Raw genomic sequence first — 21,396 nt, forward strand, 5'->3', positions numbered from 1 at the left:
CTAAAGCCTCATTGTAATACAAACAGGTGCATAAAAAAGTACCGTAAACAAAGCATCTATCCAAAAAGGGTATCTATGGAAAAAACTAACTTATCCACCTACTCCTACAAAAAAATATTTTTTTTCTTGTCCTTTCTGTCAATGCTGTTTTTACTGCATCAAAATGTGCAAGCGCAGTATTTCGGGCAAAATAAAGTAAGGTACAAAAACCTCAAGTTTAAGGTTTACAAAACGCCGCATTTTGAAATTTACTATTATCTAAAAAACGATAGCGTAATTAAACGTTTCGCACAGGAATCAGAGCTTTGGTACACAATTCACCAGCAGGTTTTCCAAGATACTTTCAGAAAAGCAAACCCCATTATTTTATATGCCGATCATCCTGATTTTGAACAAACAACCGCTATTCAGGGAGAAATTGGGGTTGGAACAGGCGGTGTTACAGAAGGCTTGAAAAACCGGGTGGTAATGCCTTTAATGGAAACCAGCCAAACAACACGGCATGTAATTGGGCACGAATTGGTGCATGCTTTTCAATATCATGCTTTGCTAGGCGATAATCCGGGAAATGGTAATGGTAATATTGGAAATTTGGGTAATCTGCCCTTATGGATGATTGAAGGTATGGCAGAATATCTTTCGCTGGGCAAAAAAGATGCTTACACTGCCATGTGGATGCGCGATGCTTATCTCAACAAAGATATCCCGACTTTAAAAGAATTAACAACCAGCAGCAAATACTTCCCATATCGTTACGGTGAGGCATTCTGGTCATTTGTTGGTTCTACTTATGGCGATTCTGTTATTGTACCTTTTTTTAGAAATACAGCTCGTTTTGGTTTGGATTATGGTATCCGCAGAACTTTTGGTTATGATGAAAAAACGCTATCCAGTTTGTGGAAAAACTCTATAGAAGCTACTTATAAACCTTATTTAAAAGATACGGTACAGGTTCCGGTTGGCGTAAGGGTAATTGATGACAAGAACAGTGGTAAAATGAATGTTGCCCCGGCTATCAGCCCGGATGGCAAGTATATTGCTTTTTTATCAGAAAAAAACCTGTTTACCGTTGATCTTTTCCTTGCTGATGCAAAAACTGGTCGGATCCTCAGAAAGCTCACCAGCAAAGTTTCAAACACACATATTGATGAATTTAATTTTATTGAATCTGCCGGAACCTGGTCGCCCGATGGGAAACGTTTTGCTTTCAGTGTTTTTAACGAAGGACGGAACAAGCTGATGATTGTGGACGTAAACAGCGGACATGTTTTACAGGAAACTTCGATGGGGAAAGCCAAACAGTTTAGTAATTTATCCTGGTCGCCAAACGGAAATGATATTGTATTTAATGCACTGGCAGAAGGACAAAGTGATTTATATCTCTATAATATTCCTTCTAAAAAAGTTATCCAGCTTACTAACGATAAGTTTACAGATTATCAGCCAAGCTTTTCCCATGATGGTAAAAAAATAGTCTTTTCAAGTGACCGTACCACTTACGATCAATCATTAACGCAAACTATTCCGTTTAATCTGGCTGTTTATGATCTGGCTACCAAAACCACAACCGACATTACAGTTTTTAATGGTGCAAATAATCTCAACCCAGCTTTTTCTTCTGATGATAAATACATCTACTTTTTAAGCAACCGCGATGGTTTCCGGAATATGTACCGTTATAATCTCGGTACTGCAACTACAGAACAGTTAACTAATTTATTTACTGGCATTTCTGGTATTACCGAGTTCTCTCCTGCTTTAAGTTTATCCGCTAATAATGATGTAATTTATTCGTATTACCGTGCACAAAAATATGCTATTTACAATGCTAAGGCGGCTGATTTTAAACCTGTCCCGGTAGAAAACCAGTCCCTTAATTTTGATGCGGCTTTGCTTCCGCCGCCAAAATCTGTTGGTGTTGACTTGATTAATACTAACCTGAACAATTTTCTGGCTTATCAGAAAATCCCTACAGATTCTATCCATAATATTCCTTTCCGCCCGCAGTTCAAACTGGATTATCTGTCAAGCAGCGGCGTTGGTGCAGGCGTAAGCCGTTTCGGCGCAGGGTTAGCAAGCGGGATACAGGGTTTATTTAGTGATATAGTTGGCCAAAACCAAATTTATGCAGGTGCAGCCGTAAACGGACAAATTTATGATTTTGGCGCACAGGTAGCTTATATCCGTCAGCGCGGACGCTGGAATTTTGGTGTTGGCGCTTCCCATATTCCTTATCAATATGCAACTTATCAGGAAGGTTTAAGTACCATTACACTAAACAACAAGCCAACGAGCGTTTACGAATCCCGCTATGATATTACCCGGACTTTTGAAGATGCTGTACAGGTTTTCACCTCTTATCCTTTTTCTAAAGTTTCCCGTATTGAGTTTGGGACCGGTGCTTCGCATTATTATTACCGTGTAGATCGCTACAGCACGTATTACAATTATTCCACCATCAACAATGAAATTACACCAACTTCGGGTTTATATTCTGAGCATGAGAAGATCTCCCGGGACCAATACCGCCAGGAAACAGGGTATGACCTAAAGCCTTTTTCCTTGTTCCAGGTGAATACTGCTTTGGTTGGAGATAATTCTTATTTCGGTGTTGCCTCGCCTTTGGCTGGTTACCGTTACCGGATTGGAATTGAAGGTGATGTAGGCGATTACAAGTTTTTTGCCCCAACTATCGATCTTCGGAAATATGTGCGTACAAAACCTGTAACTTTTGCCGGCCGTATTTATGGTTATGGCCGTTTTGGCAACAGCAGTGAAGCTTTGTTCCCGTTGTTTATCGGTTATCCTTATTTAATTAGAGGTTATGAGGCCACCAGCTTTTATAATCATAATTCCAGGAATACAGGCAATTTCACCATCGATCAGTTGCAGGGAAGCCGTACCGCTGTAGTTAATTTTGAAGTAAGGTTACCATTTACCGGACCGGAAAGGCTTTCTCAAATCCAGTCTAAATTTCTGTTTTCAGAGCTAAACTTCTTTTTTGATGCTGGTTTGGCATGGAATGCAGGCGATAAAATTGCTTTCAAAAAAGAACCTGATGCAAACCAATATGAAGTTGATGCAAGCGGAAACCCAGTTTACGATAGGTTTGGACAATTGGTTTATCCGGCTGGTTATAATCGCGTTCCGGCTATGTCAACCGGTATTTCTTTGCGGATAAATATTTTTGGTGCTTTTGTGCTTGAACCTTATTTAGCCATTCCTTTTCAACGAACAGATGTACAAAAACCTGTGCTGGGCTTAACATTTGCGCCAGGCTGGTAATGCTTCTTTTATGGCATAAAAAAAGCGGTTAAAATTTTAACCGCTTTTTGTGTAAAAATTAATTATTAAAAACGTTGTATTTCTGAGGGAGAAGGCGTTCCGGGAAACTCGGGCTGAATAATTGGGACCGGATTTTCTTCTGGAACTAAATCTGGTTCTGGCATTTCCGGTGATCGTAAAGGAGCCGGGTTTTCTGTAGGGATTTCTGGTTTAGGGTTCTCTTCCGGCAACTGGTCCGGTGTAACTTCCGGATCTGGTTCTGTATTATAAATTGATTTCGCGTTCATAATGCTTCTTTTATCAGCATAAAACTGGTATAAATGATAAATGTTTTCTGTTAAAACTTATCATCTTTACCCTTTCTACAATTTCATTTCTGTGAAAATTAAACAACAGCTTTACCAACTCTGCGCCGAACAGATCTTATCCAGGATAAAAGATGCTGAAACGGCTATTGCAGAAGCCCGGAAAGCATCCGAAAATGACACTAAAAGCAGTGCCGGCGATAAATACGAAACCGGCAGGGCCATGATGCAGCAGGAAATCGACCTAAACTCGCGGCAGTTGTTAGAAGCAAGGAAATTACAAGCATTGCTACAACAAGTTAATGTGGATACAATTCATACCGAAGCACAAGCCGGAAGTTTAGTAGAAACCGACCAGGAAAACTTTTATTTGGCTGTAAGTGCCGGTGCTTTGTTTATCGATGCAAAACGTTATTATGCTATTTCTGTGGCTTCGCCGATTGGATTACAGCTAAAAGGCAAAAAAGCTGGAGAAATTTTTAAGCTGAATGGTAAGGAGTTTAAGATATTAAAGGTTATGTGAGATTTTAAACAGTTAAGATCAAACCAAATTTTTTGCTAACTTAGAACAAACAAAATAAAAAGCGATGTTGTACGGACAAGTAAGTATAGACCTTGAAGTTATGAGTGGTGCGCCGGTTTTTGCCGGTACAAGAGTTCCTATTCAAAATCTTTTTGATTATTTAGAAAGTGGTGAAGACTTGGCTGAATTTTTAGACGATTTTCCATCAGTAACAAAGGAAGCAGCATTGGCAGTCCTGGAAATGGCAAAACGATCGATTACAACAGAAAAACTGCTCCATGAAAATTTTGCTTGATGAAAGTGTGCCTCGAAAGCTAAAATACGATTTTGAAGGCGAACATCAAGTTGTGACGGTAAGAGACATGGGTTGGTTAGGAAAAAAGAACGGTGAATTACTTAAACTGTTGACAGAAAACCGTTTTGAACTATTTATAACTGTTGATCGAAATTTGCCTTATCAGCAAAATTTACAAAGGCTTCCGTTAACTATTATTGTTTTAAGGGCTAAAAACAACACAAGAGAAATGTTACAAAGGCTAGTACCAAAAATATTTATATGTATTTCAGAAGGCAATTTGCAAAATATTATAGAAATATCTTAACTACCGGTTTTACAATTTTAGTAGGTTGCTAATTTTAGGTGATAAAAAAAGTATTTCTACTTCCGCTTAGATTTCTCCCAAGCCGCACTTTGTTCTCCGAATAAATACCTGAAAATTCCTGCCATAATGGCGTAATTCATCATACCAAAATAATATGGGATAAACAAAGCTTTGATCTTGATCTGCTGCTTTTCCATTAGCCAACCTAATAAAGCTAACGTGTAAAAAAGCACCTGAGCAGTTAAAATCAATTGGTAAATCAGCAAATGTGTTTGTGCAACGATGAAGAAATTTAATATCAAAGAGGCAATCATTAAAAACGGAACAACCGTCCAACGTAAAACACGGTGGCTTATATACTGAAACGATAACAACGGTTGTTTAAACGGCAGCAATAAACTTTTAAGCCAGATGATGGATTGCAAACCACCTGCGGCAATTCTGATCTTTCTTTTTAGTTCTTCTTTAATATTTGCTGAGGAAGTTTCTGTGGCATAAGCTTCCGGCTCATAAACAATGCGATAACCTTTTTTGGCGATTAACATCGAAATCATGAAATCATCAATGATACTATCTGGATGAACAGCTTCGTACAATACTGTTTTTACACTGAACAATTCTCCGGCTGCACCAACAACTGAGTTCAGTTCAGAGTCCCAGACTTTCAGTTTCGATTCGTACTTCCAGTAAAAACCCTCTCCTGCTGTTGCATCTGATGTTTCATCAATCTGCACCCGTTTTTCTCCGGCCACTGCCCCTACTTTTGGATCAGCATAATGGCGGCAAAGTTTTATCAGTGCATCCGGGTTTAAAAAAGTATTGGCATCTGTAAAAACCATCACTTCGGTTGTTACGGCTGCCACTGCCCGCTGTACGGCTGCAATTTTACCCTTCCTTTTTGCTACATGCATTAGTTTTATTTGCGGATAGTGGCTGATAATTTCCGGTGTTTTATCAGTAGAACCATCCGTAACAAACATAAAACGGATCTTATCCGCAGGATAATTTAAAGCGAGCGTATTTTTAATTTTCTCCTCTATAAAATCCTCTTCATTATAAGCGGCAACAATAAGCGTACAACTTGGCAAAGCATTTTCTACTCCAGCATTAATGCTTCTTTTACCGATAAAAAATTGGCGAAGCTTTACCAGAAAAAACAAAACCAAGCCGTATCCTACAAACGCATAAAAAATAAGGAACAGGCTGAACCAGAAAAAGAAAATCATTTCATCTCTGTTGGATAGCCTAAATATTGACTGCTGGTTGGGTTTGTAAAATTCCACCAGATGGAACGGAACATAATACGAACGTAAGCTAAGTTGTTTTCGCGCAAATAAGCAATTAGGTTGCGCGGTGTTACCAGGAACAGAAAGTGCAGGTAAAAGATAACCTGCTTAAAAAATGGTGCATTGCGGCGGATGTACAACATGCGGTTCCGGTTCATAAAATAGGTTTTCAGCATACTGTTTTTACCTGTAGAAACTGATTCTTTATGATAAATTACAGCCTGCGTATCTACCCAAATTTCGTAGCCGGCACGTTTAAAATGATCGCACCAGTCCAGTTCTTCATAATATAAAAAAAATTGTTCCGGCATTAAGCCTGCTTTTCTTAAAGCACATTTACGTACCATCATGGCAGCGCCATGAGCAAAGCCGGTTTTGCCTGTTAAATGGTCGTACTGGCCGTTATCTTTTTCAAACTGACCAATGCACTCGTTACGCGCGCTGTAATAATTCATGCTGGTAAAGCCTGCATATTGTATCACATCGGGCGTATCAAAATATTTTATTTTAGGGGAAATGATACCAATTTGCGGATGCTGCTCCAACTGGTTAGCTAAACGGCCAATTAAACCAGGCGTAACTTCTGTATCGTTATTGATGAGGAAAAGATAATCGCCTGTTGCTTCGCGGATACCTAAATTATTTCCTGCTGCAAAACCCAGGTTCTTTTCTGATCTTACAAAATGTACCCAGGGAAATTTAATCTTCCAGTTTGTGACAGGGTTTTGATCGCTTCCGTTATCAACCACAATCATTTGTATGGCTTGATAATCGTTTTTACTGATAACCGATTGCAGTAAAGCTTCGGTAACTTCAGGTTGGTTGTAATTTACAGTGATGACGGAAACAAGGTGCATAAAAAACGTATAAAGCTTCGTTTAAACAACTAAACGAAACTTTATACGCCACAAAAAAATTTAGGTTGTTAAAAGACAGTTGTTTATACTGCTTTTATCATATTAAACGTTGAGTTTACCTTCAACAGAATCATCAAAAGTTTTACCGATAACCGAAGAAGCAGCTTGTTTAATAAAAGCAATAGCATCGCCGTGTTTGTTGTCCCAGTAATAAGCTTCTGCCGGTACTACTTTTATCACACTAATTCTTGGGTCGTCTTCGCCTTCTGTAAACCAGGCTTTCAAAATCGGGTCCCATAATTCTTTAATTTTGGCTTTGTCGTCGCTCATAAAAGCTTCGCCATAAATATTTAAAAAACCGGAATGGTGGCTTTCCTGAAAAAACAAATGTACATGGTCGTCCTGTTTAATTTCAGAATCTTTATGACTGTCTTTACTACTTAAAAACCACAAATTACCATCATCGTCCACTTTTTGTACCTGCATTGGCCGAACTGCCAGCGGCGAACCTGTTTTAATATTCGTACAGAAAAAGCAGGTTTGTGCACCTTCTGCAATTTCTTTCATCTTTTTTAACGCTTCTGTTCCGGCAAGGCTTTTTAAATTATCTTCCGGCTGATTTGAATTGATGCTATCCATATTTATGTTTTGATTAGTAATTATGGTAACAGGTTTTTACAAAAGCTGTTTGAATATAATTTGCTCGTTTATCGTTTTTTAGTTGATAAAAGAAGCATTGCTCCTATTGTCATTTCTCCCTGCGGTCGAAGTCTTATTTCAATAATATTTTCCCTTTGATTAAGATTTCTCCCTACGGCCGGAATGACAAAATAATGGTAAAAATTCCTCCAATTCTCTTAACGACAGCTTATAATGCTTCTTTTACCGGCAAAAAAAATGCGCCTTCATTTTTATAAAGGCACATTTGATATTGGTTTAGGTTGAAGAATTAATCAACAAAAGGATCAATCATTTTAATGCTTCCATCCGGATTATGGATCAGTTCGGTAACCTTTACATTGCGCAAATGGTTTTTGCCCGAAAGCTGTGTATCATGGTAAAAAAGATACCATTTTCCCTTAAATTCAATGATCGAATGGTGCGTTGTCCAGCCTTGTACTGGTTCTAAAAATGTTCCCTGATAAACAAACGGACCGTAAGGTGTTTTGCCAATAGCATAAGCCAGAAAATGGGTATCGCCGGTAGAATAAGTTAAATAATATTTGCCTTTGTATTTGTGCATCCAGGAACCTTCAAAAAACCGTTTATCATGGTCTTTTCCTAACAATGGTTTTCCGTTTTTATCTACAATAACACCATCGCGCGGTTTTTCTGAAAATTCGAGCATGTTGTTGGTCAGTTTTGCTACTTTAACAGTTAATGCCGGTTTTTCGTCCTGCTGCAAATCTGTTTTAGAACCGTTTGCATCATATTTTCCGTCTTTCCAGCGTTGCAATTGTCCACCCCAAATCCCACCAAAATACATGTAAGTAGAACCATCTGTATCGGTAAAAACAGCCGGATCAATACTAAAACTGCCTGCTATCGGTTTTGGTTCCGCTTTAAACGGACCTGTTGGTTTATTAGAAACAGCAACGCCAATATGGAAAACATCGTGCTTATCCTTCACCGGGAAATACAAATAATATTTACCGTTTTTAAAGGCAGCATCCGGCGCCCATAATTGCTTGCCAGCCCAGGGAATGTTTTTAATATCCAGTGCCACGCCGTTATCGGTTACTTTTCCGCCAATTTTATCCATTGACAAAATATGGAAATCCTTCATGGCATATTGGTCGCCATTGTCATTATCCGGAATGCCGGCATCATAATCATGCGAAGGATAAATATAAATTTTACCGTTAAAAACATGGGCAGAAGGATCGGCTGTATAAATGCTTTTAATCAGCGGCTGCGATAAATAATGCTTTCCGTTTGGTGCTTTTGGTGATGCTGTTTCCGTTTTAGTTTGATTGCTTTTGGCTGAATTTTGAGCAGATGCAGTACCCATAAAGGCAAAGGCAATTACAGTCGGCGCAATTGCGGCAGGAATTTTCAGTTTAATCAGTTTTAACATATAAGTTTCAAGTTGGTTTATAAATGCAATCGATTGCTAAAAATAGGTATTAACAATGAGATGTGCTACAACTAAATAATTTAGAAAGAAAAATAAGCAGGAGTAGAAAGCCAGAGCGGTGAGAAATACTGTTTTTAGCAACCCAAAAATTAGGACAGGGATAAATAGAGGGCAGATAAGATGACGAGCAACCAGCCTGCACCAATAGCAACCCAATAAAACTGATTGGATTTTAGGCTGGCATCTAACTGTTGCTTTAACAAACTCATTGTATTACAAAACTACGTTTGTTGTTTAACGAGATTGTTAAGAAAAAGTTAAAGTTTTTTGGTGGAAAAAATAGAAAAAAAATAAAAATCAGCTCCTATCCAATGCTTCTTTTATCACCTAAAAAATAGTCTGTCTTTGTAATAAATTGAAATAGTTTGAAAAGTAAACGAAGTCTGTTAGGCTATAATACAATGAAGGACATCTAAAAAATTACAGTATGTTTTATAGGAAAAACATACTGTAAAAGAAGTATTGGTGCCCACGGAGAGACTCGAACTCTCAAGAGACAATCCTCAACGGCTTCTGAGACCGCAACGTTTACCAATTTCGCCACATGGGCAGGTTTATCATCAGGAAAAGAAGCTAAATTTTAACAACAATAAAGCTGCTTAACCGCACTCAAACTGTAATAACATTGAGGCTGCAAATATAGAGTAGTTTAGGATAAATGGTATAAATAAAAACATAAATTATCCGTTATCTGCTGCTGTTATCAGCCGTGCATTAGTTCTTTAAGTAACGCAACTTTTTTTGCAACCGGTACATCTGGCACCAATATCACTAATAATGAAATTAAAAACTGGAAGTAAATTGATACAGCCAGCTATAATTTTTGCCGGAAAGAAAACATGGAAACTAAGTTTTATTAGCGGAAGATCAAGGTAAAACAGCCATATTTAAAAATTAGTAACTTGACGATAAAGTATTTACTCCGTTCGTTGCAAAATATTTTAACTTACGGCTTGCAAGCAATTATAAATACTTCTATATTTGCACCACTTTAAAAAACACCAACGTTTTATAAAGAAAGCCGATTCCGTAGCTCAGCCGGTAGAGCATAACACTTTTAATGTTGGGGTCCTGGGTTCGAATCCCAGCGGGATCACCTGATGGGACAACACAGAATTTCTGTCGCTTGTCCCATTTTTTTGCTTTTAATTCCTTATTAATTGTGCATGGTGCAAAGTTCAAGCGATTTAAGATTGTTTACGACTTGGTTTGGAGTTGCTACATTTGATTGGAGGAAAAAATAGTCAGATTTAAATAAAGATTAAATTTGACTGGAAATGAACAAACGGGTTTATAAAGTAGCAACTCCATTTTCCACAAGTACCGATTATAAACACAAAATTTACAGGCATAAAAGAAGCACTATAAACTTTTGTGTTTTGCGGATAGAAATTTAAACAGGCTCTATTTTCTATACAAATTCTCTATGATCTTTTTTAATCATATTATGGAAATTTAACCGACCGGTAGCTTGCCACATTAGCCAATGGAATATTGGAACCATATTGGGTATTAATAGCTTTAATAAATTGGTTGGCTACTACTGCATATCCCCTCGGTGTTAAGTGCACACCATCCAGAGAAAACAAACCACCGGTGATGTAATTTGAACTCAGGCTCACGCCATCAACCACCAAACCATTTGCTTTAATATTATTCAGGAAAGTGTACATATCATTTACTGCAATTCCTTTTGATGCAGCTACTGCTTTAATGGTTGTATTGTACGATATTACAAAGTCTTTTGTAATAGCAACTTCGTTATTATCAAGTACATATTGATTTTCAATCGGTGAATAAGGCGTTAAACCATAAGGCAGCATACCTGCAACGGTACTAACCAGCGTGCCGATTTTTGAAGTAGGAAAAGTAAGCACGATCAGATCATTGGCTGTAGCTGGCCTTGCAGCATAAGTTGTATTGCTATTATCATTATTACTTTTTGCGTTGATGTAAATGGCTTGGACACTTGGACTTGATTTTTGCACAGTTGCTAAAATCAATGCAGGGGTAACTGTATTGAAATAAGGTATCGCTGTAACATCCGGAATGGTTGCCACCACGCCTTTCTGGTTATTTGCAGTAAGCCGACTTATCAACAAGGTATATAAGGAAGCAAAAGTTGCTTTATCCGTCAGCACGTCGCCTACACCGCCGGAAGTTGCGTAGCCCAGAGCATCATTGTTTCCTAACCAGTTGCTAAAAAAAGTAAAAGATTTTGCAGTAACAAAATCAAGATATGTTGTACTATTTGTACCAGCAGCACCGGGCAACAGCCTTTCATAATAACCATTTAAGTTACCATAAGGCGCGTAGGTGATGTTTAGCAATTTTATGCCCGGTACACCATAATTGTTAATGTCGCCGCTATATTTAGTGTAGGTAGTTACGTCACCAAAACCAGGGATAGTTACAAAGCCTCTTATTGCCAGTTTATCGGTTACATTTGCAGTTATAGGCGAGCCGTTGGCATCAAAACCAGTCAGCTTTATATAACCTGAGCCATTAGATTGGGCATCCGTAAATAAAGGCTGTGTAAAAGCACCGCCGCCAATTTGCTGCATTTGCTTGCCAATGATAGATGGATACGAATTTTGCTGTCCTTCCAGGTATAACCCACCATCGGCATAACCTGCAGTAAGTGAATTGCCTACAGCAATATATCTTGAAAAATTTGCAGCACCAGTATTGGGCGCAGGAGTTTTAAACTCTGGTTTGCAGGCAGCAAAGCTTAATATGCCTGCTGCTAAAATGAATATATTTTTAAACTTGTTCATGTATCGTTTTTTTTGATATTACCAGTGATAAGAAAGTGACAGGCCGGGAATGTAAACATCCGACCGAAAAGTACCAGCGAGTTGAGATTCTATATTAGTTTGTGTACGTGAAAACAGGTGCTCAAACTCAAAAGAAATATCTACATCTAACCTATTAGCAATTTTGTACCCAAGTCCACCGGTTAAATAATACCTGTTGGCATCCGGAACTTCAGGCGTTACATAACCATCCGGTGCAGCAGCAGAGGCATAACCCCCTCCTGCCCTAATTGCAAATTTATCGGCTGCTTTATACTCTGCACCGCCTCTCACACTAAAAGCATCTCTGTATAAACGAGGAGAATAGGTGTCCTGTAGGGTGGATGTGTTCGAAGCATAATCAAAAGCAAGCGCTTTATAAACATGCCAGCCAACTAAATTGGCATCCAACGCCAAAGTCCATTGTTTACTTGGATAAAAACCAAAACCTAATGTAGTGGTTGACGGCAGCGGTATGCCCGATGTAAAAGTATTAGGCTGAGGGAAATTAGCCTGAACCGATGCCGGCACTTTAAAAATAGCATTACCGCTGTTAATGGTAGTGTTTACTTTAGACCGATAATCAATACCAATGGTAATTCCAGCTTCGGTTTTGATAAAAACCCCGGCATTCCAGCCGTAACCCTTGCCATTACCTGTAAGTTGCGCCTGTCCGTCGGCACCTGTTGCATCGGCTAAAGGTATCGCTCTGGTCAGGTTAACACTGGCCCGGTTATATACAAACCCACCGCCGATGCTTATAAAATCTGCAAGTTTAATACTTAATGTAGGCTGAAAATAAATTGCTTTCAAGTCGAGGCTTTCCAGTACATATTTACCTTCCCAGCTATTGCCCCAATTGGTTAAACCACCAAAAGGTGTATAAACGCCAAGTCCTAATTTCCACCAGGAGGATTTCGGGCCAAAAACAGCATATCCGGAAAATGGCGTCGCAAGTTTATCCGCATTATGATAAACATCATTGGTTCCCGAAGGGTTGAAAGCTGACTTAAAAAATAGCGGGCTCATACCTGCCTGTATATAATTTTCTGGCAGCATGGCCATTGCACCGGGATTAAAATAAATGGAGGCACCGTCTTGCAGCAACCCGGTCCCAGTATGTCCCATTCCGATCTGTTTCTGACCTGCAAGGTTAACCTGAAAGCCCTGCGCGCATGCAATTACCGGCAAAAATGCTATCATTAAGAGTAGGAGTTTTCTCATAATAAGTAAAAATAGGTTTGATTGTATATTGTTATAATTGGATTTTCGAACATACAATATTTTGGTAAAAATAACCTCGTTTAATTTCAGAAAAAGGGTTGAATTTCGGAGATATTAGTCAAAAAGCCGGAAAATATTTATCCTGCAACTTTATTTCATTTACTGGTAATGCTTCTTTTATCAATACAAATTATATATTGGTAGTTGAAAAACTTAGCAGTTGGTTGATTTTTAGTTGATAAAAGAAGCATCTAAATCAATCATCCAAAATAAACAATTGCTTAAATCCCGTTTAAATTTAATTAATGTATAGTCAATGCTTCTTTTATCCTGCAAAAACTTGTGATGTTCCTGTAATTTTTATTTAAACGTCATCCAAACACCAACTTTTTATCGATAAAAGAAGCATTGTATTTCTTATGCTAAAAATTTAAACAGGCCCATAATTCAACATAAATTAAATATGTTTGGCAAACAGGCTGCAGCGTTCATCTACATGCCTGAAACTTGTAAGGACCGTTATTATTTGAACCTGCATCATTTCACATGAGTAAAAAAGTTGCACAATTAAGCTTTCCAAAGTTTGCTGATTTATATGCAGACAAGGCCATCGGTACTGATTTTTTTATTACAGAAGAGAAACATTTACTGGCTTTAAGCGAATATCCTTATCGCTCCGAAGGATATATTGTTGGGATTTGCACCCGGGGGACTGCCGAAGTGGAAGTGAACTTACAGGTTTACCATGCTAAAAAAAATGCGATATTGCTGGCAACACCCTTTCACATTTTAAGGATTTATAACAGCAGTGAAGATTTTTTATGCCGGTTCGTGGTTTTTTCGAAAGCGTTTTTAACAGAGAATAATATCAACAGTCACTTTTTAGAATCTTTTAGTTATTTCAAAACTTCCTCCACGCCGGTTATTTATTTAGAACATGAAAATGCAAAAGTTTTGCTGGAAGTTTTTACGTTGATCCAGCAGAAACTGCAGCGGGAAGGCCATCCTTATCACACCGAAATAGGCCGAAGTATTTTAACTATGCTTTTATATGAGGTTGCGGCGGTTTATGAGCATCAGCGTGTAATCATCAAAAGCAAGCAAACCCGGAAACAGGAGTTGAACAGGTTATTCCAAAACCTGGTCTTTCATCATTATAAAGAACACCGAAATGTACAATATTATGCTGATACGCTGTGTGTTTCTTCCAAACATCTTACCGAAAGCATTAAAGAGGTAACCGGCAAAACAGCTGGCGAATGGATTGATGATGCAGTGGTTTTAGAAGCCAAAGTTTTATTGAGGAACCTTGAAAGGAGCATTGCACAAGTTGCTGATGAGATCCATTTTCCAGACCAGTCAACCTTTGGTAAATACTTTAAGAAACAAACCGGGCTTTCACCTTCCGAATACCGTATCAAAGCCAATAGTTAAATTAATAAGGTTCAGGCTTGCTGTTTGCTTTGGAAAGGTTACAAATTTCTCAACTGGAATTTTTGACCAAAATCCCCGCAATTCAGCCCTTTTTTTAATTGTTGCTGAAGATAATTTTACACCGGTAAAAGAAGCTCGGGCCAAAACCTTTAATTTGGGAGCTTCAGCCAAAAAACTTATAAAATGAAAATCTTAATTTGTATTTGTCAGGTTCCTGATACCGTGACCAAAATTGTTTTGAAGGATAATAATAGCACGGTAGAAGAGAACGGGACCACTTTTATCATCAACCCTTATGATGAATGGTATGCACTGGTACGTGCATTGGAATTGAAGGAAAGCGGCGCAGCAGAGAGCGTTCATATCATTAATGTAGGCCGGGCAAATGTGGAGCCGGTGATCCGGAAAGCGCTTGCTCTGGGCGGAGATGAAGCAGTTAGAATTGACGCTGACAGCACAGACTCTTATTCAATCGCTTATCATATTGCTGATTATGCCCGTGATAAGGGTTATGATTTAATTTTATGCGGAAAAGAATCCATCGATTACTTAAACGGTGCAGTGGGGCCAATGCTTGCAGAATTGCTGGATATTGATTATATCGGCTTTGCAACCAGTATCAATATTGAAGGAAATTCTGCTGTAGTAAAGCGTGAAATTGATGGTGGCGAAGAAACAGCTACTTGTAATTTTCCGTTGGTGGTTTCCTGTCAGAAAGGAGTTGCAGAAGCACGGATAGCAAATATGCGCGGTATTATGACTGCACGGACGAAACCGTTAAAGGTGGTTACACCAACTGCAATAGCAGCATTAACAACTATTGCTTCTTATGAATTACCGCCGGCAAAAGCGGGTGTAAAATTAATCGATCCAAACCAAATGGACGAACTGGTGAATTTGCTTCATACTGAGGCTAAAGTAATTTAAGGCGTAAATAATTTAAAACTCATGTCAGTAATCGTATTAGTTGAACATACAGAGGGCGTTATCAAAAAGAAAAGCCTCGAAGCTGTACAGTATGCATCAGAAATTGCAAAAAAAATGAATACTACGGCTGCAGCAATTGTAGCAGGAAAAGCAACAGACGAGGAAATGAAAAACCTTGGCCAGTACGGCGCGCAAAAAGTTTTGCATGTTCAGGACGACCGTTTAAACGAATTGCATGCCCGTGCTTTTACTCGGATCTTGGTCACTGCCGCTAAAAAGGAAAGCAGCCAGGTAATCATTACATTGCATGATGTGAATGGATCGTCCATTGCGCCGCGTGTTGCCATTCAGTTAAATGCAGCTTTAATTACAGGAGCGCTTTCTTATCCTGATTTGGAAAAAGGTTTTGTGGTTAAAAAATCGGTTTTCTCAGGCAAAGCATTTGCTTTTGTGCAGGCAGCAAGTGATAAAAAAGTAATTACCCTGATGCCCAACAGTTTTCCGTTAATAAAAAATGAAGGAACTGCAACCATAGAAAAACTGGAAGTTGCCTTTGAAGAAAAAGATTTTGGGGTGAAAGTAAAAGAGGTAAATAAAATTACCGGTGAAATTCCATTGTCTGATGCAGAGCTGGTTGTTTCTGGCGGACGCGGAATGAAAGGGCCTGAAAATTGGGGGTTAATAGAAAACCTTGCTCACGAATTAGGTGCGGCAACAGCCTGTTCCCGGCCGGTTGCAGATGCGCACTGGCGGCCGCATCACGAGCACGTTGGGCAAACCGGTACCACCATTCGGCCAAATTTATACATTGCGGCAGGAATTTCAGGTGCAATCCAACATCTTGCAGGCGTAAGCGGTTCTAAAACGATTGTTGTGATCAACAAAGATCCGGAAGCGCCATTTTTTAAAGCTGCAAACTACGGCGTAGTTGGTGATGTAACGGAAATTTTGCCGCAACTGACAGCAGCTGTAAAAAAATTCAAAGAACAACAACACTAAAATAATCAATGCATATTTATTATGAAGGCCAGGTAATCTGGTCGCAAATAGATGCCAATCAGCACATGCGGCATTCTGCTTATGCTGATTTTGCTGCACAAGCCAGGTTGTGTTTGCTTGAAAGTGTTGGCTTAAACCCAAAAACACTCTTCCAGCAAAAAATTGGTCCGATATTATTTAAAGAAGAGCTTTTTTACCTGCGGGAAGTAGCCATTAACGATTATATAAAAGTTACCTGCGAGGTAATAAAATCCAGGGCCGACGGTTCGCGCTGGGCCATCAGGCATGAGATTTATCGCGGCGACGGCATAAAAGCTGCGATCATCCATGTAGAAGGTGCCTGGATCGATATGGAAAAACGCAAGCTGACTGTTCTGCCTTCGGACCTGAACAACCTGTTTCTGCATTCGCCCAGAAGCAGTGATTATGTCGAAGAAATCCCCAAACCTAAATCAACCTAAATAAATGATACATTTAAAAGAGCGGGATTGCGATAAAAGAAAGCAAGGAGCAAAAGAATGTCGGCAGAAACTTCTATAAACGGATACATTAAAAGTATAGATCAATTAAAGCAACTTAACTTGTAATTATATAAAGTTTTGGTTTGATAATTACAATGCTTCTTTTATCGATAAAAAATTGAAGCTTGTATATGTAGTTATAAAACGTTGCTAATTTTAAGGCGATAAAAGAAGCATGTAAAAAAGTTAAAATTTTTTTGATCAAAGTTGATTTTGAATACCGAACTTTTGACAAATCATTCCGAAATACAGACCTTTTTTACGCCTTTTTAAACATGATATTTGTTTAAAGAAACCTAATAGTAAACTAATTTCCATTTTAACAATAGCTTCTTTTATAAACAGTGATTTAAAGCTTTCGTAATCCACAAATCATTATTTGTGATTTTTTAAAATTTCCTTTATAAAAAGGATAATGTTTTTACAATATAAATTATGAAAATATACCATCTAAAAAAGCGTTTAATATTGTGTTTATCGATCTTGATTTGTACCCTATTATCATTCAAAATTGCACATGCACAAAATGACAAGATTGAAGGACTTTGGTACAATGATATCAAGACGGCGAAAATTTTAATATCCAAAGGGAGCAACGGTAAATTTAGTGGCAAAATTGTTTGGTTAAAAGAACCAATGGAAAAAGGAAAGCCAAAAGTTGATGAAAATAATCCCGAAGAAAAGTTGCGCAACCGACCGATTATAGGCTTGCAAATACTTTCTGATTTTGAAAAAGATGGCGACAACAAATATGTTGACGGAACAATTTACGATCCTAAAAATGGTAAAACCTACAGTTGTAAAATAACCTATAAAGGAAAAACTTTGGATATCAGAGGTTACATCGGCATTTCTTTATTAGGAAGAACTACTGTTTGGGAACGCACCAGTTAAGCTTCTTTTATTTGCTAAATATTGTATGGACCCGAAAAGAATTATAAAAAAAGTAGCTGTGCTTGGTTCTGGTGTAATGGGCAGCAGGATTGCCTGCCATTTCGCCAATATTGGGTTGCAGGTTTTGTTACTTGATATTGTACCGAAAGATGCTGCAAATAACCCTGCTTCCAGAAATAAGCTGGTAAACGAAGCATTAAATGCAGCATTAAAATCGAACCCCTCTCCTATTTATTTGAAGGCCTTTGCTAATCGCATCATAACCGGAAATTTCGAAGATGACCTATCTAAAATTGCTGATTGTGATTGGATTATTGAAGTAGTGGTAGAACGGTTGGACATCAAGCAAAAAGTGTTTGAAAATGTAGAAAAATTCCGCAGACAAGGCACATTGGTTACTTCCAATACTTCAGGGATTCCAATCCATTTAATGGCTGAAGGCAGAAGCGAGGATTTTAAAAAACATTTCTGCGGAAGCCACTTTTTTAATCCGCCGCGCTATTTAAAACTGCTGGAAATTATTCCAACAAAAGATACTTTGCCAGAAGTAGTTAAATTTTTACTGAATTACGGCGAGAAATATCTGGGCAAAACTACTGTTCTTGCTAAAGACACGCCTGCATTTATTGGTAACCGCATCGGCGTTTTTAGCATCATGAGTATTTTGCATTATGCAGAAAAAACCGGGATGAGTATCGAAGAAATTGATAAACTGACCGGACCGGTAATTGGCCATCCCAAATCAGCCACTTTCCGAACCAGCGATGTTGTTGGTATTGATACAATGGTACACGTTGCAAATGGTTTAAGCCAGAACGTACCTGATGATGAAGCAAAAGCCTTGTTTCAAATACCAGATTTTGTAAATAAAATGGTTGCCAATAACTGGCTGGGCAGCAAAACCAAACAAGGATTTTACAAAAAGGAGAAAGTTAACGGTGCAGACGCTTTTTATACGCTTGATTTAAAATCGCTTGAATATCAGCCTGCGCAGAAAGTAAAGTTTCCTTCACTTGAAACTACAAAAACAGTTGATAATTTGAAAGACAGGATGAACATCTTGTTTGCAGCAAAAGACAAAGCCGGAGATTTTTACCGCACAATTTTTTATCAGCTTTTCGCCTACTCCAGCAACCGTATTCCTGAAATTTCGGATGAGATTTATAAGATCGATGCCGCTATGAATGCAGGCTTTGGATGGGAAACCGGGCCATTTGAAAAATGGGACGCATTAGGTTTAGAAACCACAGTTAAACAGATGGAAACTGCCGGTTATCCGCCAGCAAAATGGGTTTATAAAATGCTTCAAAGTGGTGTAACAAGTTTTTACAAAGTTGAGGACGGAAAGCGTTTGTATTACGATATTTCTTCAAAAACTTATCAGGTTATTCCAGGTACTGAAGATTTTATTTTGCTTGACAACATCCGCAGCACAAACACCATCTGGAAAAACAGCGGAACTACAATTATTGATCTTGGTGATGGTATTTTAAACCTTGAATTTCACACTAAAATGAACACCATAGGCAGTGAAGTAATTGAGGGCATAAACAAAGCAATTACGATAGCCGAGCAAAATTATAAAGGTTTAGTTATCTCTAATGAAGGAACTAATTTTAGTGCCGGCGCCAATGTCGGAATGATTTTCATGGCTGCTGTTGAGCAGGAATTTGATGAATTGAACATGATTATCAAGGCTTTTCAAAATACCATGATGCGGATTCGGTATTCATCAATTCCGGTTGTAGCTGCACCTCATCAGATGGCTTTAGGCGGCGGTTGCGAGCTTTGTTTACATGCTGATAAAGTTGTAGCTCACGCCGAACTATATATGGGTTTGGTGGAATTTGGTGTCGGCTTAATCCCCGGCGGAGGTGGCACAAAAGAATTCGCGCTTCGTTTATCAGATGAATTACAATCAGGCGATATCGAACTGAATACTTTCCGCGATAAATTCCTAACCATTGGCCAGGCTAAAGTTTCTACTTCTGCTGATGAAGCTTTTGATTTGGGATACCTCAAAAAAGGCCGGGACATGGTTGTAATTTCAAGGAACAGGCTTCTCTCCGAAGCAAAAAAACAATGTTTAATGATGGCTGAAGAAGGTTATGTACAACCTGTCCAACGCAAAGATATCCGGGTTCTGGGCAACCAGGCGCTTGGTTTGGGTTATGCCGGGGCTAATGCTATGTTCAGCGGTAATTATATCAGCGAGCATGATGTTAAAATCTCACAAAAATTGGCTTATGTACTTGCAGGAGGCAACTTATCACAGCCAACTTTAGTGAGCGAAGAGTATTTACTGAACCTGGAACGGGATGCTTTTGTATCGCTTTGTGCCGAACGGAAAACGCTGGAACGGATACAATCCATTTTAACAGGCGGAAAAATATTAAGAAACTAAATTTTATCAGAACAAAAATGAATGCATATATAGTTGCAGCCTGCCGAAGTGCTGTTGGAAAAGCAAATCGCGGCGGGTTCAGGTTTACCCGGCCGGATACGCTGGCTGCGGATGTAATTAAACATCTGATTGCTTCTGTACCAAATGTTGATAAAGAGGAAATTGATGATGTTATAGTTGGAAATGCCACGCCAGAAGCCGAGCAAGGCTTAAATGTTGCCCGTTTGATTTCTTTGATGGCTTTAGATACAGACAAAGTTCCGGGAATGACTGTGAACCGTTATTGTGCTTCAGGCCTGGAAACCATTGCCATTGCTTCTGCAAAAATCCACAGCGGAATTTCAGATTGCATCATTGCCGGAGGTGTGGAAAGTATGAGCTTATTGCCAATGGGAGGCTGGCGCGTAGTGCCTAATGTTGATGTTGCCCTCGCCCATCCGGATTATTACTGGGGAATGGGACTAACAGCTGAAGCAGTAGCCAAAGAGTTTAAGATTAGCCGGGAAGACCAGGACAAATTTGCTTATCAGTCTCACCAAAAAGCAATCCGCGCAATAGCAGAAGGAAAATTTAAAGACCAGATCGTTCCGGTTAATGTAACAGAAGTTTATGTGGATGAGAACGAAAAAAAGAAAAAAAGGGAGTTTTTGATCGATACAGACGAAGGCCCGCGTGCGGATACATCAATGGATGCGCTGTCTAATCTCAAACCTGTTTTTGATGCGCGAGGCGTTGTAACCGCTGGCAATTCATCCCAAACCAGCGATGGCGCAGCCTTTGTAATGGTAGTAAGCGAGCGTTTTTTAAAGCAAAATAATTTAGAACCGATTGCGCGGCTGGTTAATTATGCGGTTGCCGGAGTCCCTCCGCGCATTATGGGGATCGGACCGATGGAAGCCATTCCGAAAGTGTTAAAAATGGCTGGGATGAAGCAGGACGATATCGAATTAATAGAGCTAAACGAAGCATTTGCTTCACAATCATTAGCAATTATTAATGGTTTGGATTTGAATCCGGAAATTGTAAACGTGAATGGGGGTGCCATTGCGCTTGGCCACCCGCTGGGTTGCAGTGGCGCTAAACTCTCTGTGCAGCTTTTTGATGAAATGAAAAAACGGGACCAGAAATATGGCCTGGTAACCATGTGTGTAGGGACCGGCCAGGGTGCGGCAGGAATATTTGAGCTATTAAAATAAGCTTTTT

General features: G+C 39.0%; 18 protein-coding genes and 2 tRNA genes. 12 read left to right on the top strand and 8 right to left on the bottom strand.

From position 1 onward, the window contains the following. Window positions 1–75 precede the first annotated feature (75 nt). The gene (locus GO621_RS13835) at window positions 76–3,285 is read left to right on the top strand and encodes a DPP IV N-terminal domain-containing protein (RefSeq protein ID WP_157568035.1); all 3,210 of its coding nucleotides are present in this window, start codon (window positions 76–78) and stop codon (window positions 3,283–3,285) included. Window positions 3,286–3,350: 65 nt separating this feature from the next. Here GO621_RS13835 and GO621_RS13840 read toward each other — a convergent pair whose 3' ends face one another. Beyond that, window positions 3,351–3,572, bottom strand: a complete 222-nt coding sequence (locus GO621_RS13840) for a hypothetical protein (protein WP_157568037.1) — start codon at window positions 3,570–3,572, stop codon at window positions 3,351–3,353. 91 nt (window positions 3,573–3,663) lie between these two features. On the opposite strand from GO621_RS13840, the gene GO621_RS13845 reads away from it, so the two are divergent. The 3 genes from GO621_RS13845 (at window position 3,664) to GO621_RS13855 (ending at window position 4,715) form a co-directional block, all read left to right on the top strand. Next, window positions 3,664–4,113: a 3-oxoacyl-ACP synthase gene (locus GO621_RS13845; protein ID WP_198170251.1), complete on the top strand. Its 450-nt coding sequence runs from the start codon at window positions 3,664–3,666 to the stop codon at window positions 4,111–4,113. 64 nt (window positions 4,114–4,177) lie between these two features. After that, window positions 4,178–4,408, top strand: a complete 231-nt coding sequence (locus tag GO621_RS13850) for a DUF433 domain-containing protein (protein WP_157568039.1) — start codon at window positions 4,178–4,180, stop codon at window positions 4,406–4,408. Next, on the top strand, window positions 4,392–4,715 hold the full coding sequence (locus GO621_RS13855; RefSeq protein WP_157568041.1) for a DUF5615 family PIN-like protein: 324 nt from the start codon (window positions 4,392–4,394) through the stop codon (window positions 4,713–4,715). The genes GO621_RS13850 and GO621_RS13855 overlap by 17 nt, the downstream gene beginning before the upstream one ends. Before the next feature lie 56 nt (window positions 4,716–4,771). Here GO621_RS13855 and GO621_RS13860 read toward each other — a convergent pair whose 3' ends face one another. The 5 genes from GO621_RS13860 to GO621_RS13880 form a co-directional block, all read right to left on the bottom strand. Then, window positions 4,772–5,941 (bottom strand): glycosyltransferase family 2 protein, encoded by a 1,170-nt coding sequence (locus tag GO621_RS13860; protein WP_157568043.1) that lies wholly within the window; start codon window positions 5,939–5,941, stop codon window positions 4,772–4,774. Beyond that, entirely contained in the window at window positions 5,938–6,858 is a 921-nt protein-coding gene (locus GO621_RS13865; RefSeq protein ID WP_157568045.1) for a glycosyltransferase family 2 protein, read from the bottom strand. The genes GO621_RS13860 and GO621_RS13865 overlap by 4 nt, the downstream gene beginning before the upstream one ends. A 102-nt stretch (window positions 6,859–6,960) precedes the next feature. Beyond that, entirely contained in the window at window positions 6,961–7,497 is a 537-nt protein-coding gene (locus GO621_RS13870; protein ID WP_157568047.1) for a pyridoxamine 5'-phosphate oxidase family protein, read from the bottom strand. 310 nt (window positions 7,498–7,807) lie between these two features. Then, a complete protein-coding gene (locus GO621_RS13875; RefSeq protein WP_157568049.1) occupies window positions 7,808–8,935 on the bottom strand; it encodes a glycoside hydrolase family 43 protein in 1,128 nt (375 codons plus the stop codon). Between the two features lie 523 nt (window positions 8,936–9,458). Then, window positions 9,459–9,545: transfer RNA gene (locus tag GO621_RS13880), tRNA-Leu, on the bottom strand. A 473-nt stretch (window positions 9,546–10,018) separates the two neighbouring features. On the opposite strand from GO621_RS13880, the gene GO621_RS13885 reads away from it, so the two are divergent. Continuing rightward, window positions 10,019–10,091, top strand: a tRNA-Lys gene (locus tag GO621_RS13885). 349 nt (window positions 10,092–10,440) lie between these two features. On the opposite strand, the gene GO621_RS13890 is transcribed toward GO621_RS13885, so the two are convergent. Together GO621_RS13890 and GO621_RS13895 are read right to left on the bottom strand one after the other, a co-directional pair. After that, the gene (locus GO621_RS13890; protein WP_157568051.1) at window positions 10,441–11,772 is read right to left on the bottom strand and encodes an SGNH/GDSL hydrolase family protein; all 1,332 of its coding nucleotides are present in this window, start codon (window positions 11,770–11,772) and stop codon (window positions 10,441–10,443) included. Window positions 11,773–11,790: 18 nt separating this feature from the next. Continuing rightward, the gene (locus GO621_RS13895; protein ID WP_157568053.1) at window positions 11,791–13,014 is read right to left on the bottom strand and encodes an OmpP1/FadL family transporter; all 1,224 of its coding nucleotides are present in this window, start codon (window positions 13,012–13,014) and stop codon (window positions 11,791–11,793) included. Window positions 13,015–13,560: 546 nt separating this feature from the next. On the opposite strand from GO621_RS13895, the gene GO621_RS13900 reads away from it, so the two are divergent. From GO621_RS13900 to GO621_RS13930, 7 genes are all read left to right on the top strand, one after another. Continuing rightward, on the top strand, window positions 13,561–14,448 hold the full coding sequence (locus tag GO621_RS13900; protein WP_157568055.1) for a helix-turn-helix domain-containing protein: 888 nt from the start codon (window positions 13,561–13,563) through the stop codon (window positions 14,446–14,448). Window positions 14,449–14,631: 183 nt separating this feature from the next. Then, window positions 14,632–15,375, top strand: coding sequence for an electron transfer flavoprotein subunit beta/FixA family protein (locus GO621_RS13905; RefSeq protein ID WP_157568057.1), 744 nt, complete (start codon window positions 14,632–14,634; stop codon window positions 15,373–15,375). A gap of 21 nt (window positions 15,376–15,396) precedes the next feature. Then, complete coding sequence (locus tag GO621_RS13910; RefSeq protein WP_157568059.1) at window positions 15,397–16,374, top strand: electron transfer flavoprotein subunit alpha/FixB family protein; 978 nt, start codon at window positions 15,397–15,399, stop codon at window positions 16,372–16,374. A gap of 8 nt (window positions 16,375–16,382) precedes the next feature. Next, window positions 16,383–16,835, top strand: coding sequence for an acyl-CoA thioesterase (locus GO621_RS13915; protein ID WP_157568061.1), 453 nt, complete (start codon window positions 16,383–16,385; stop codon window positions 16,833–16,835). A 495-nt stretch (window positions 16,836–17,330) separates the two neighbouring features. Continuing rightward, window positions 17,331–17,789 (top strand): DUF2147 domain-containing protein, encoded by a 459-nt coding sequence (locus tag GO621_RS13920; protein ID WP_157568063.1) that lies wholly within the window; start codon window positions 17,331–17,333, stop codon window positions 17,787–17,789. Window positions 17,790–17,814: 25 nt separating this feature from the next. Then, on the top strand, window positions 17,815–20,193 hold the full coding sequence (locus tag GO621_RS13925; protein ID WP_157568065.1) for a 3-hydroxyacyl-CoA dehydrogenase/enoyl-CoA hydratase family protein: 2,379 nt from the start codon (window positions 17,815–17,817) through the stop codon (window positions 20,191–20,193). A 17-nt stretch (window positions 20,194–20,210) separates the two neighbouring features. After that, window positions 20,211–21,389, top strand: coding sequence for an acetyl-CoA C-acyltransferase (locus tag GO621_RS13930; RefSeq protein ID WP_157568067.1), 1,179 nt, complete (start codon window positions 20,211–20,213; stop codon window positions 21,387–21,389). Window positions 21,390–21,396 lie beyond the last annotated feature (7 nt).

The sequence above is a fragment of the Mucilaginibacter arboris genome (genome assembly GCF_009754915.1).
Taxonomy (GTDB): Bacteria; Bacteroidota; Bacteroidia; order Sphingobacteriales; family Sphingobacteriaceae; genus Mucilaginibacter_A; species Mucilaginibacter_A arboris.

Bases quoted from the DNA above. Each gene is read 5' to 3' on its own strand.
- GO621_RS13835 (WP_157568035.1), top strand. From the start codon at position 76: ATGGAAAAAACTAACTTATCCACCTACTCCTACAAAAAAATATTTTTT.
- GO621_RS13840 (WP_157568037.1), bottom strand. From the start codon at position 3,572: ATGAACGCGAAATCAATTTATAATACAGAACCAGATCCGGAAGTTACA.
- GO621_RS13850 (WP_157568039.1), top strand. From the start codon at position 4,178: ATGTTGTACGGACAAGTAAGTATAGACCTTGAAGTTATGAGTGGTGCG.
- GO621_RS13855 (WP_157568041.1), top strand. From the start codon at position 4,392: ATGAAAATTTTGCTTGATGAAAGTGTGCCTCGAAAGCTAAAATACGAT.
- GO621_RS13860 (WP_157568043.1), bottom strand. From the start codon at position 5,941: ATGATTTTCTTTTTCTGGTTCAGCCTGTTCCTTATTTTTTATGCGTTT.
- GO621_RS13865 (WP_157568045.1), bottom strand. From the start codon at position 6,858: ATGCACCTTGTTTCCGTCATCACTGTAAATTACAACCAACCTGAAGTT.
- GO621_RS13870 (WP_157568047.1), bottom strand. From the start codon at position 7,497: ATGGATAGCATCAATTCAAATCAGCCGGAAGATAATTTAAAAAGCCTT.
- GO621_RS13875 (WP_157568049.1), bottom strand. From the start codon at position 8,935: ATGTTAAAACTGATTAAACTGAAAATTCCTGCCGCAATTGCGCCGACT.
- GO621_RS13890 (WP_157568051.1), bottom strand. From the start codon at position 11,772: ATGAACAAGTTTAAAAATATATTCATTTTAGCAGCAGGCATATTAAGC.
- GO621_RS13895 (WP_157568053.1), bottom strand. From the start codon at position 13,014: ATGAGAAAACTCCTACTCTTAATGATAGCATTTTTGCCGGTAATTGCA.
- GO621_RS13900 (WP_157568055.1), top strand. From the start codon at position 13,561: ATGAGTAAAAAAGTTGCACAATTAAGCTTTCCAAAGTTTGCTGATTTA.
- GO621_RS13905 (WP_157568057.1), top strand. From the start codon at position 14,632: ATGAAAATCTTAATTTGTATTTGTCAGGTTCCTGATACCGTGACCAAA.
- GO621_RS13910 (WP_157568059.1), top strand. From the start codon at position 15,397: ATGTCAGTAATCGTATTAGTTGAACATACAGAGGGCGTTATCAAAAAG.
- GO621_RS13915 (WP_157568061.1), top strand. From the start codon at position 16,383: ATGCATATTTATTATGAAGGCCAGGTAATCTGGTCGCAAATAGATGCC.
- GO621_RS13920 (WP_157568063.1), top strand. From the start codon at position 17,331: ATGAAAATATACCATCTAAAAAAGCGTTTAATATTGTGTTTATCGATC.
- GO621_RS13925 (WP_157568065.1), top strand. From the start codon at position 17,815: ATGGACCCGAAAAGAATTATAAAAAAAGTAGCTGTGCTTGGTTCTGGT.
- GO621_RS13930 (WP_157568067.1), top strand. From the start codon at position 20,211: ATGAATGCATATATAGTTGCAGCCTGCCGAAGTGCTGTTGGAAAAGCA.